This is a genomic window from Clostridium sp. OS1-26, from assembly GCF_030915445.1.
Lineage (GTDB): Bacteria > Bacillota > Clostridia > Clostridiales > Clostridiaceae > Clostridium_AM.
On the sequence record NZ_CP133264.1, the window covers coordinates 2237256 to 2249602 of the forward strand.

General features: G+C 30.8%; 10 protein-coding genes and 1 riboswitch. Of the genes, 9 read left to right on the top strand and 1 reads right to left on the bottom strand.

Annotated elements, in window-relative coordinates; all coding sequences use genetic code 11:
• The first annotated feature begins 66 nt into the window (after positions 1–66).
• From ortA to RCG18_RS10980, 6 genes are all read left to right on the top strand, one after another.
• The gene (gene ortA / locus RCG18_RS10955; protein WP_308041328.1) at positions 67–378 is read left to right on the top strand and encodes a 2-amino-4-oxopentanoate thiolase subunit OrtA; all 312 of its coding nucleotides are present in this window, start codon (positions 67–69) and stop codon (positions 376–378) included.
• Positions 378–1823, top strand: coding sequence for a 2-amino-4-oxopentanoate thiolase subunit OrtB (gene ortB / locus RCG18_RS10960; RefSeq protein ID WP_308041329.1), 1446 nt, complete (start codon positions 378–380; stop codon positions 1821–1823). The genes ortA and ortB overlap by 1 nt, the downstream gene beginning before the upstream one ends.
• A 214-nt stretch (positions 1824–2037) precedes the next feature.
• Positions 2038–3567, top strand: a complete 1530-nt coding sequence (locus RCG18_RS10965; protein WP_308041330.1) for an HlyD family efflux transporter periplasmic adaptor subunit — start codon at positions 2038–2040, stop codon at positions 3565–3567.
• 101 nt (positions 3568–3668) lie between these two features.
• Entirely contained in the window at positions 3669–4367 is a 699-nt protein-coding gene (locus RCG18_RS10970; protein WP_308042003.1) for an ABC transporter ATP-binding protein, read from the top strand.
• A gap of 67 nt (positions 4368–4434) precedes the next feature.
• Entirely contained in the window at positions 4435–5607 is a 1173-nt protein-coding gene (locus RCG18_RS10975) for an ABC transporter permease (RefSeq protein WP_308041331.1), read from the top strand.
• Between the two features lie 260 nt (positions 5608–5867).
• Entirely contained in the window at positions 5868–6377 is a 510-nt protein-coding gene (locus tag RCG18_RS10980; protein WP_308041332.1) for an NUDIX hydrolase, read from the top strand.
• Positions 6378–6603: 226 nt separating this feature from the next.
• Here RCG18_RS10980 and RCG18_RS10985 read toward each other — a convergent pair whose 3' ends face one another.
• Complete coding sequence (locus RCG18_RS10985) at positions 6604–8577, bottom strand: PAS domain-containing sensor histidine kinase (RefSeq protein ID WP_308041333.1); 1974 nt, start codon at positions 8575–8577, stop codon at positions 6604–6606.
• A 178-nt stretch (positions 8578–8755) separates the two neighbouring features.
• Between RCG18_RS10985 and RCG18_RS10990 the strand changes: the two genes are divergently transcribed.
• From RCG18_RS10990 to RCG18_RS11000, 3 genes are all read left to right on the top strand, one after another.
• The gene (locus RCG18_RS10990) at positions 8756–9553 is read left to right on the top strand and encodes an energy-coupling factor transporter transmembrane component T (RefSeq protein WP_308041334.1); all 798 of its coding nucleotides are present in this window, start codon (positions 8756–8758) and stop codon (positions 9551–9553) included.
• 4 nt (positions 9554–9557) lie between these two features.
• Positions 9558–10283, top strand: a complete 726-nt coding sequence (locus tag RCG18_RS10995) for an ABC transporter ATP-binding protein (RefSeq protein ID WP_308041335.1) — start codon at positions 9558–9560, stop codon at positions 10281–10283.
• 112 nt (positions 10284–10395) lie between these two features.
• A riboswitch (cobalamin riboswitch) is annotated at positions 10396–10574 on the top strand.
• A 196-nt stretch (positions 10575–10770) separates the two neighbouring features.
• Positions 10771–12303, top strand: a complete 1533-nt coding sequence (locus tag RCG18_RS11000) for a cobyric acid synthase (protein ID WP_308041336.1) — start codon at positions 10771–10773, stop codon at positions 12301–12303.
• Positions 12304–12347 lie beyond the last annotated feature (44 nt).

The following is a 12347-nucleotide window of genomic DNA, read 5'->3' on the forward strand; positions in this document are numbered from 1 at the left end:
AAAATAAGGTATAAGCACATATTGTATAAGTTTGCTAAAAACAAAAAATAGAAAGGGGAATTTTACATGGGGGAAAAAGCAAAGAAAGGTGATTGGGTTCAAATCCACAGCATAGTATTAAAGGCTGAAGAAAGGACGGGGAAGATTCCAGAGGACACGAAGAGGGTTCCACTTGAAATGTGGGTAAAGGGATTTTTAAATTATGACTCTAATCTTGGAGATATAGTTGCTGTAACAACTTTAACTGGAAGACAAGTGAAAGGAGAACTTGTTGAAGTTAATCCTAAATATATCCATAGCTTTGGAGATGAATATGTTCCAGAACTTTTAAGAGTTGGCATACAAGTTAGAAGTATTTTGAAGGAAGGTGAAGACTAATGGTTAAGGATAATAGTTATTCAGCTGTTATTGGAAGAAATACAGAAATAATAAAAAGTGCAACAGGCGTTGATTATTCAAAATACGAATCTGGCGGAATTGCTTTCGATTATGAAAAAATGATGAATGATATTGGATATACGTTAGACGATATAATAAAAATACAGAGAGAGGTAGGCGTTGGAAATACACCTCTTTTGGAGTTGAAAAATCTAACTGCGCTAGTGAGAAAGACTGCTGAAAAAGGTAAGGGAGCAAGAATATTTGTAAAAGATGAACAATGTAATCCATCGGGAAGTTTCAAAGACAGAAGGGCATCAATTTCGGCATATCAAGCTAAAAAGCTTGGATATAAAGGTATTGCTGCTTCAACCAGTGGAAACTATGGTGCGGCTGTTGCATCTCAAGCAGCAATGAGAAATTTAAAATGTATAATTGTGCAAGAATGTTATGATTCAAAAAAAGTTGGACAACCAGAGATATTGGAAAAGCAGAGAAAGTGTGAATCTTTAGGAGCAGAGGTAATTCAGCTATCTGTGGGACCAGAGCTTTTTTATACTTATTTAAGAGTGCTAGAAGAAACAGGATACTTTAATGCATCTCTTTACTCCAACTATGGAATAGCAGGTGTTGAGTCTCTTGGTTATGAAATAGCAATGCAGTGTAGGGAAATGTTAGGAAGGGATCCAGACTACGTTATTGCGACTCAAGCAGGTGGTGGGAACCTAACTGGAACTGCTAGAGGACTTATAAAAGCAGGAGCAATAAATACAAGAGTTTATGGAGCAAGTGTTGATTTATCAGGACTACATATGGCTTCTGATAAAGATTTTAATAGAAAATCATTTACAACTGGTCATACTGGATTTGGCGTTCCTTATGCAACTAACCCAGATCATTCTGACGTTCCAAGAAGTGCAGCAAGAACATTAAGATACATGGAAGAGTTTTTAAATGTTAAACAAGGGGAAGTATTCTATATGACAGAGGTTCTAGCTAATTTGGAGGGAATAGAAAGAGGACCAGCAGGAAATACATCATTAACAGCAGCTTTTGCTTTAGCTAGAGAATTAGATGAAGATAAAGTCATAGTAGTCCAGGAAACTGAATATACTGGAGCAGGAAAACACCCATTACCACAACTAGCATTTGCTAAAGCAAATGGAATAGAAATCAAATTTGGTAATAGTGATGAGGAAAAAGCGGGGATAAATATAATTCTTCCAGAGCATCCATCACATATTAAAACTAGGTTTGCAGATATGGATAAATTAAGAAGATCATATATTAAAAATGCTGCAAAACATGTAGGAGCAATAAGTGCAAATGAAGAGGATATACAGTTTTTAATGGATGATACAAGATCAAGCAGAGAATTTGTCATTGAAACTTTAAAAGAATTGGGGATAGAACTTCAAACATCTTATACCACAAGATTCATATAAAAAGGAATTTCAATGTAAACAGAAATAAAGCTATAGAATCCTGTTTAGTTTCTTTATAGAAGCTAAACAGGTTTTTTTGTTTACAAAATGTTAATAAATTTGACACTAAGATGTCAAGCAATAGATATATATTTAAGAGTATGTTTAAAAAATTTTAAAAAAATGTTTACTTAATATTTAAATATAAAATGCTCATAAGGGAAGGGATGAATTTATGCAAGCTACCAAAATAAAAAAAATCTTAGTAGCTCTACTTGCAATAACTGCAGTTGGATCAGCATCATATTACGGTTATAAAAAGTATACAAGCAGTAAAACAACTACTACAGCTAAATTTGCAACAGCTAAGGTTAAAAGGGCAGATATAGCAGTAACTGTTGAAGGAACAGGAACGGTTACTTCAGCTGAAGAAACAGATATTTATTCTTCTAATGGCGGTATTGTACAACAATTACCTTTTAAACTAGGGGATACTGTTAAAAGTGGTGATTTGTTTTGTAGAATCGACGATACGACTTCACAGAAAAACATAGATACAGACAAAAACAATATAGCTCAAAAAACTCTAGACTTGAAAAATCTTGAAATTACTTTAGATAATTTGTACATAAAAGCTCCTATTGACGGAACCGTAAAATCAGTATTTGCTGCTTCTGGAGATGATGTAGCTTCTCTCAAACCAGCATATGGTGGCTTAGCTGTAATTACTGCAGGTAGTGATGGATCACTAGAAATACCTATACCTTTTCCACAGTCAGGAAAAATCTCACAAGTATATGTATCAGCAGGTAGCACTGTAAAAAAAGGGGATACTCTATTTAAACTGGATGATTCAACTATAAAAAATAATATGGAAGCAATAAAATTGCAAATACAACAGCTTCAAAATGATTTAACTACTCAACAAAATAATTTAGCAAAAACCTCAATAATATGTCCAAAGGATGGAATTATATCAACATTAAACATAAAGCAAGGTGATTATGTTGATAACACTAAACTTATAGCTGCTATTATAAACCCATCCAATTTACAAATAGTAGTACCAATAGATGAAATGGACATAGATAAAGTAAAAGTAGGAGAAGATGCAACTATAAAGGTAGATGATATAAAAGATAAAACATATACAGGACATGTAGAAAAGGTTTCTCAAGTTGGAAAGACAACTAATAATGTTACTACTTATGATGTTACATTATCATTAGATGACTCAGAACGATTAAAGGTGGGAATGAATGTCAATGTAACCATTGCTGTTGATAAGAAAACAAATGTACTAGCTGTACCAACAGAGGCTGTTACAGAAAGAAATGGGAAAAAATATGTAATGGTTCAAAGTAACACTTCAAGTAATGGCAGTACTAGCAAGGGAACTAATAATATTCAACGTAATAATGATACTAATAATAGTGAAAATAATAATTCTCAATCTAAAAGTGGTAATTCTAGCACAGGAAACAGTAATCAATCAAGAAATAATTCGTCAGGCCAGAATAGTATAAATAGAAATTCAACAAGCATTCCAGGGAAACCTGTTGTTGTACAAACTGGAATACAAAATCAGAATATGGTTGAAATAATTAGCGGACTTTCTGAGAATGAAACAGTAATAATACAATTTCCACAGTCAAATAACAGTAACCAAAATACGATGAGAAACGGAATGAATGGAATGAATGGCGGATTCGGAGGAAATGGAAATGGAGCAGCTAGAACTTCAGGTGGTGGTGGTAGAAACTAATATAGGTAACTACAGTTAAACTACTAGGTAAGTTGAAAGATGCAGTTGTTTATATCCATATTTAGAAATGAGGGATAAATTTGAGTTGTGCTGTAATTGAAATGAAAAATATCAGTAAAGTGTACAAGGCAGGAAGTAATGAATTTAAAGCACTTTATGATGTTAATTTAACTATAAATAAAGGTGAGTTTGTATCTATTGTAGGGCCTTCAGGTGCAGGTAAATCTACATTAATGAATATAATAGGATGTCTTGATAAGGCATCTTCAGGACAATATATGTTAGATGGAATAGATACTAATTGTAGCGATGGTAAATTAGCAGAAATAAGAAATAAAAAAATAGGTTTCATATTTCAAAACTATAACCTTCTACCTAAGCTGAGTATATTGGATAATGTACAGTTACCGTTAATATACCAAGGAATTAATGATAAAGAAGCAAAACAAAGATCAATTGAGAGATTGCAGAAAATTGGACTCGGAAACCATATAAAACATAAGCCTTCCGAACTTTCCGGTGGTCAAATGCAAAGAGTTGCCATAGCAAGAGCATTGGTTACTAGGCCAGAAATGATACTAGCTGATGAGCCTACAGGAGCATTAGATAGTAAAACTGGTAAAGAGGTTTTAGAAATTCTTAAACAATTAAATAATGAAGGTAATACAACAGTTCTTATAACTCATGATAAGGATATTGCAGCACAAGCCAAAAGAGTAATAACAATAAGTGACGGAACTGTAGCATCAGACGAGGTAAAGATTGATTCAGATGTAGCTTATACCTTATCCAAATCATAGTTGAACTTATAAATGATATGAATACAATAAGAATTATTAAAAATCCTTAAAGGAGAGAATAATAGAGATGAAATTCACGAGTATAATGAAGATGGCGTTTTTTTCTATACTATCAAATAAGATGAGGTCTCTTTTGACTATGCTTGGGATAATAATAGGAATTTCTTCTGTTATAGTTTTAGTGGGTATGGGAGAAGGTACTAAGCAAAAGGTTGCTTCGCAAATAGAAAAATTGGGAACTAATCTTATAACAGTAAATATAGTAGGTAACAGAAATAAAGCTGTATCTACTAGTGAACTAGAAGAATTAAAGAAAAAGCCAGGAATAAAAGATATAGCACCAGTGTTAAATCAAGGTAACATAAACATTAAAGGCGGTGATAAAACCGCAACCACCACTATGGAAGCTAGTACTCCTAATTATTCTGCAATAAGAAAGCTCAGTGTAGATAGTGGAAGATTTATTGAGCAAAATGATTTAGACAACAGATTCAAAGTAGCCGTAATAGGTGTTACTGTAGCAGATGAAATTTTTGGTAGTAGAAACGTTGTAGGAGAAACTATAAACATAAATGGATACAATTTTAATATAATTGGAGTCTTACAGGTACAAGGAGGAAGCGGCGGAAATTCGGGAGATGACAGGATAATAGTACCACTAACAACAGCGCAAAGAATATTGAAAAGCAGAGATATTAGAACTTTTTATATTGAAGCATCAGACAAGGATAGTGTAAGTGAAGCAATGGGATATTTACAATTATTCTTAAACAAAAAGTATAATAATGATACGAAAAGTTATAGAATATTTGACCAAACGAGCTTATTGGAAACATCTAATCAAGCAAATGATAGTATGACAGCAATGTTGTCTGGAATAGCAGGAATTTCACTAGTTGTAGGTGGCATTGGTATAATGAATATAATGCTAGTATCTGTTATTGAAAGAACAAAAGAAATTGGTATTAGAAAAGCGATAGGAGCTAAAAGAGAAAATATACTTATGCAATTTTTAATTGAAGCAGGAAGTATAAGTGGCATAGGTGGAATGCTTGGTGTGCTATTTGGGTATGCCTTTGCGTACATTGGAAACAACTACTTAAAAATGAATATTACGATATCAAATAATGTTGTTGCCATTGCTTTCTTATTTTCTGTAATTGTTGGAATAGTATTTGGTATGTATCCTGCGAATAAAGCTTCTAAGTTAAATCCAATTGAGGCTTTAAGGTTTGAATAGACTTTATAGGTTGAAGCTCTATAGAAGTGAGAATTATATATCTTCAACTATGGGTAAAATTATTTTAGGGTAGAATGCTGTTAAAACTAATAAAATTAGTTTTAACAGCATTTTTTTACTCAAGTAACGAATTTAACTAAATATATACTTAGTATTATGCTATAATTTTAGTAAATACTAAATAGGCGAATTTTTAAATAACTGCTAAGGATTAAAATAGTTTTTTACTCATAGGTATGATAACTAATGGAGGTATGCATATGAAAAGTATTGAAGAAAAAATTTTATATAAAGGTAAATGGATAGCTTTAAAGGAAACTGCATATACAGCTAAAAATGGAGAAAAAATAAAATGGGAAAGCATAGAAAGAACTAATACCAATAAAACTGCAGTAATAATAGCTAAATTAGTCCCATCTAACAGATATGTATTTATAAAGCAATATAGACCAGCTATAAATAATTATATTTTGGGTTTTCCAGCTGGGTTGATAGAAGGAGAAAGTTTAGAAGAAGAGGCGTTAAGAGAGTTAAAAGAGGAAACAGGTTATTTTGGAACTGTAAAAAGTATAAGCCCTATTTTATACTCTAATGCTGCATTATTAGCTGATACCGTTCGATTAGTGACTATAGAAGTTGATGAAAACTTAAAAGAAAATAGGCATCCAGTTCAGCATTTGGAGGCAGAAGAGGAGATAGAAGTCATATTAGTTTCCCAAAGTAATGTGAAAGATTTTCTAATAGAAGAGCAAAAAAAGGAACAGCAGTAGGAATCGGACCATGGTATGTATTTGGCGGTATAGATTGTTTTTAAACTTTTATTTTGGAGATGATTTAAATGATAAAATTATTAATAATAATGTGCAGCATAATTGCAATACTGTTAACTTTAGTGGTGATATTGGTATTCATATTTTTGGCTTCTGGAAATAAAAACAAAAAGTAGAATGTATATAGTTTGCAAGTAAGAGTAAAGCTATATACATTCTAATAGTTTTATGAATATATATCAGAAAACTCTATATTTATTCTTTCAACATAATTTTTTGGTATATATACATTTTTGCTGCTCATATCATCGTCTTTTGTAAGAATTGCAGGCAACTTTATTATAAATTCTGTACCTTGTCCATAAGTACTTTTGACGAAAATTTCACCACCATGAAGTTCAACTAATGATTTCACTAAAGATAAACCTATGCCACTACCTTCGTGGTTTCTTGTTAGTGATTTATCTACCTGTCTAAACCTTTCAAATATTATAGATAGTTTATTTTCAGGTATGCCAATACCAGTATCCTTTACGGAAATTACTATGTTATCTACAGCATCATGTACTGTTACAAGTATTTGTCCTCCAGCTTCTGTGAATTTTACGGAATTGGATATGAGGTTTAAAATAATTCTTTCTATTTTATCGGGGTCACATGCAATAAGTTTCTCTTCTACGTCAGTGTCAAAGATAAGTGTTATAGATTTATGTTCAGTATATTTAGCAACTGATAAGGTAATATCTTCTACTATATTTACAATGTTATAATTAGAAGGATGTATTTCGAAGTATCCAGAATCCATTTTAGTTATATCAATCAGGTTGTTAACAAGTCTCAGTAATCTAAAACAATTCTGTTTCATTGTATTAAGGTATATTACTGATTTTTCTTTTGAGAGGCTTATATTACTAGCTGGATTCAATACTTGAAGAGCACTTAAAATAACATTTAAAGGAGTTCTTAACTCGTGTGAAATATTTGCAAAGAATTCAGTTTTTATTTTGTCAAATTCTCTTGCTTCTCGAAGCAGCCTGGCATTTTCTTTAAATTTTTCCTGTAACTCTGCAGCTTTTTTATTTTGGCTTATATCTTGAGCAACTACAAGAGATGCTATAGTTCCTTTATATGGGAAAAGGCCGCTAACTACTTGAACATTTATAATAGAGCCATCTTTTTTTATGAATTCTTCTTCAATTAAAGGAGCAAATTGTTTATAAGCTTGTACAATGTTAGTTCTTTCTCTAGCCAATTCATGAAAATCCTTACTAATAAAATCAAATATCTCTTTTCCTATAAGTTCAGTAGGGGAAGCTAGACCTAACATTTTTGCAGTAGCGTTATTTGCAAAAACTACTCTGTTATCTATATGTAATAATATGCTGGCAGGAAGAAACTCTATAAGCTTCCTATAGTAGTTTTCACTTTCTCTTAATAATTTTTCATCTAGCTTTTGTTTTGTTACATCACGAAAACTGTATAGTCTTCCAATTAGTATATTGTTCTTTATTAATGGACTAGAAAAGCTTTCAAATACTCTTCCATCTTTTAGTTCAAATAAAGTAAAGAATTCTCTTTTAGTGTTAAATACTTTTTTAATTTTATATTTTATATCTTCTGTGTTTTTAACTTTATTTATAATAAACTTAAGAATATCATTTTTGCTTATAGGATTGTCGTAGATTTCCAAGATGTTTTTTATATATTTATTATAATTAATTACTTTCCCGGTTCGATCTAGTATTAAAATCCCTTCAGCAGTGGAATCAAATATAGCTTTTACTGTCTCTTTATTCTCATACAATTTATCTTCTACATTTTCTAATCTTGTGCAATCCTCCGTTGAAAACATCACTCCATTAAAACCATCTACATTATTTATAACATTAATTTTTATATTTAAATATTTAATCAGTAAGTTTTTATTATCAGTATAGAAAAGAAAGCGGTTTAGCAGTATTGCTTCCTTGGAAGAAAAAATATTCTTTAATCTATTTGCTATACTATTAAATAAATAGGAAAACTCATCAAAAAAATTTTTTCCAATAATATCTTTACGATGAATATTAGTTATAGATTCTTGAACAGAATTCCAAAGAATGATATCAAAGTTGCTGTTTAAGACCACAACACCAACAGGGATGTTTTCTATAATATCTTTAAGCATATCGCTAGGATAACTTATATTATTGTTTTTCATAAAAGAGGAATAATATGGATTAAACATTTCAACCTCCTCATTAAGTAAAAATTTATATTGTTATATATTCTACAAAATGATGTAAAATCCTTTCAAATTATTTAAGTTTAGGATATACTTAAATGTGAGATTATTTTTTCACTTATATTTAAATACATAGAATGTGTAGGTGTGATTTATGGAAGAATGGCTTTTTAAAAAAGATGACTATGTACCGCAAAATGATAAGGACAAGTTTATAGATAAAAGTATATTTTCTATACTTCATGTGTTATCCTTAATAAAGAGAAGCTCTAAGACTAATAATGGCTTTATATATAATATTAATAGTGTTGTAAAGGTTTTATTTACAGTTTTAAATGTATTATTTTTATCAATGTCAAAAAACTTTACGTACATACTTTTAGTAGATGTATATTTTCTACTAATTTTAAGCTTATTAGACGTAGAAGATATAAAGAAGATTTTATCCATAAGTTTAGTTGTCCCTTTATTTACACTAGTGATGCTTACACCTTCAATAATGATGGGAAATGTAAAAAATAGTATTTTATTAATTACAAAGGTAATTGGCACTATAGTCATTGTTAATATACTATCTTATACTACTAAATGGCATGACATAACAAAGGCACTAAAGCTTTTCTTTATACCAGATGTATTTATATTAGTTTTTGATATTACTATAAAGTATATATATATTCTAGGTGAATTTTCATTAGAAATGTTTTATGCATTAAGGTTAAGATCTATTGGAAAAAATGATAATAAATATTCATCTGTAACAAGAATTATGGGTAATCTTTTTTTAAAGTCAAAAGAAATGGGCGATGAAATGTATTCAGCTATGGAATGTAGAGGATTTACAGGAGAATATTCATCTTATACAAATTCAAAAATTGGTGTCAAAGAATTGATATATAGTTCTATCAATATGCTTGTTATATTGTTGTATTTTTATTTTGCTAGGATGTGATATTATGATTCAAATTAAAGATATTGTTTTTAAGTACAAAGATGCAGAAGTGTTAAAAAATATAAATTTGGATATTAAAGAAGGAGAGTCAATCGCTTTAATAGGTCCAAATGGAAGTGGAAAATCAACTTTTCTAAAGTTATTAAATGGAATAATATTTGCGACAAAAGGAAAGTATTATTTTAATAGTGAAGAAATAGATAAGAAGAAAATGGAGAATAGTAATTTTAGTAAGCTTTTTCATAAAAAAGTTGGATTTGTATTTCAAAATTCTGATGCGCAACTTTTTTGTTCAAATGTTTACGATGAAATAGCCTTTGGACCAAGACAAATGGGAATGGATGATAAGGAAGTAGACAGAAGAGTTTGTGATTGCATGAGGCTTCTTGATATTGAAGATCTAAAAGATAGAGAACCATATAACTTAAGCGGCGGCGAGAAAAAGAGAGTTGCGATAGCTGCTGTGCTTGCTTTAAATCCAGAAGTCTTAATTTTAGATGAACCTATGAATGCGATTGATCCAAAGGGGAAAAAATTTCTAAGAGAACTTATGATTAAACTAAATAATAGTGGAAAAACGATAATTTGTTCCACTCATGATTTTGAATATGTACAAGGTATTTTTAAGAGAGTATTAGTATTTGCAGAGGATCATAGTATTATAAGAGATGACGATTATAATATTGTAATTAATGATAATAGCTTTTTAATAGAAAATAACATAAAGTGAGAAAAAAGGCATTAGAGATTGCTGAGGTTATTTTTATAAGTTATTATGGCTACATATTATAAGCAGATATTATTGACATATGTGTTAGGCTATAATAAACTAAAATTGAAAAATAAATATTACGAGTTTAGGTGCCTTTTAAAAGGTGAAAAGGGAATGCGGTTGAAGTCCGCAGCAGCCCCCGCTACTGTAATTGATGACGAACCTTCAGCATGCCACTCTTCATAAGAGGAAGGTGAAGGCGAGAATGATTCATGAGCCAGGAGACCTGCCTAGATGTGAGTAGTACAAGCTTTCGGAGGGAAAGTACTTTTAATATGATCACTTCCGGCTTAAGCCGGTTTTTTTATGTTAAAAGCAGCAAACTTTGGAAGTTTGCTGCTTAAATTTTTTAAAAAATGCTTATATGTAATTAAATGTAGAAAATAAGAAGTAACGTATAATTAGTAAAGCGGAGTTTACATATATAAGAGGGGGATATATATTTATGGCAAAAATAATGATTCAAGGAACTGGATCTTCTGTAGGGAAAAGTATACTAGTGACGGCGTTATGCAGAATTTTTAAACAGGACGGATATTCTGTTTGCCCGTTTAAATCTCAAAATATGTCGTTAAATTCATACATAACTTTAGATGGTAAAGAAATGGGACGTGCTCAAGTACTTCAAGCATATGCTGCAGGTCTTCAACCAGAAGCATATATGAATCCTATACTTTTGAAGCCTACATCAGACAAAAAGTGTCAAATTATAGTTAACGGTAAAGTTTACGGAAACAGCACAGCTATGGAATATCATAATATGAAACTAGAATTTAGAGATATGTTAAAAGACCAATTTGACAGTATGGAACAAAAATTCGATATAATAGTAATGGAAGGTGCAGGAAGTCCTGCGGAAATAAACTTAAGAGACAGAGATATAGTAAATATGGGTATGGCAGAAATAGTTGATGCACCTGTAATTATAGCTGGTGACATAGATAAGGGAGGGGTTTTTGCATCACTTGCTGGTACAATGCTTCTATTTACTGAAGAGGAAAGAGCTAGAGTTAAGGGAACTATAATTAATAAATTTAGAGGAGATGTGGAAATATTAAAACCAGGCCTTACTATGCTAGAAGATATTATAAAAGTTCCATGCATAGGGGTAGTTCCACATTTTACTCTGGCACTAGAAGATGAAGATGGAGCAATAGAATTTAATACTAAAATTACAGGAGCTATTGATATTGCCGTAATTAAGTTACCTCACATTTCTAATTTTACTGACTTAGATTCTTTAAAAAGTGAGGAAGATGTTTCGGTAAGATTTGTAACTTCTGTAGAAGAACTAGGACATCCTGATCTTATTATTATTCCAGGAAGCAAGAATACTATTGAAGATTTACTTAAATTGAGAGAATGTGGATTGGAAAAAGCTATAAAAGATTATAGTAAAACTGGATTGCTTATTGGCATATGTGGTGGCTATCAAATACTTGGAAAAGTTCTAAAGGATCCTTATGGTGTAGAAACAGATGTAAAAGAAACAGAAGGTATGGGAGTATTAGATGTAGAAACTGTATTTGAAGAAGAAAAAGTAACTACAAGAGTAAATGCTGAAAGTATAGAAAAGTTTAGTGTGTATAAGAATAATGAGTCAAAAGAAAATAGAAAACTAAATATTTATGGCTATGAAATTCATATGGGAATATGCAATTACGGTAAAGATGCAAAACCTTTATTTAAGATTATGGATAAAAATGGTGAGAAGGTTGAGTTTAATGATGGAGCTATAAATGAAGAAGGAAATATTATGGGAACTTATATACATGGAATCTTTGATGGAATAGATTTTAGAGAATATATTCTAAATAAGATAAGGGTATCAAAGGGCTTAGAGGTTAAAAAGTCAAGTACCTATGAAAGCCTTAGGGAAAAAGAGTTAGATAAGCTTGCTGACATTGTTAGAAAAAGCTTGAATATTAATAAAATTTACGAAGTAATGGGAGTGAGGCATCTAAAAGAAAATAACTAGTCAGTATTCTAGTCTATTTTCTCTCAGATGCCTGAATAAATAAA

Excerpts from the sequence above, each read along its gene's own strand:
- ortA (WP_308041328.1), top strand. The coding sequence starts at position 67 with ATGGGGGAAAAAGCAAAGAAAGGTGATTGGGTTCAAATCCACAGCATA.
- ortB (WP_308041329.1), top strand. The coding sequence starts at position 378 with ATGGTTAAGGATAATAGTTATTCAGCTGTTATTGGAAGAAATACAGAA.
- RCG18_RS10965 (WP_308041330.1), top strand. The coding sequence starts at position 2,038 with ATGCAAGCTACCAAAATAAAAAAAATCTTAGTAGCTCTACTTGCAATA.
- RCG18_RS10970 (WP_308042003.1), top strand. The coding sequence starts at position 3,669 with ATGAAAAATATCAGTAAAGTGTACAAGGCAGGAAGTAATGAATTTAAA.
- RCG18_RS10975 (WP_308041331.1), top strand. The coding sequence starts at position 4,435 with ATGAAATTCACGAGTATAATGAAGATGGCGTTTTTTTCTATACTATCA.
- RCG18_RS10980 (WP_308041332.1), top strand. The coding sequence starts at position 5,868 with ATGAAAAGTATTGAAGAAAAAATTTTATATAAAGGTAAATGGATAGCT.
- RCG18_RS10985 (WP_308041333.1), bottom strand. The coding sequence starts at position 8,577 with ATGAAAAACAATAATATAAGTTATCCTAGCGATATGCTTAAAGATATT.
- RCG18_RS10990 (WP_308041334.1), top strand. The coding sequence starts at position 8,756 with ATGGAAGAATGGCTTTTTAAAAAAGATGACTATGTACCGCAAAATGAT.
- RCG18_RS10995 (WP_308041335.1), top strand. The coding sequence starts at position 9,558 with ATGATTCAAATTAAAGATATTGTTTTTAAGTACAAAGATGCAGAAGTG.
- RCG18_RS11000 (WP_308041336.1), top strand. The coding sequence starts at position 10,771 with ATGGCAAAAATAATGATTCAAGGAACTGGATCTTCTGTAGGGAAAAGT.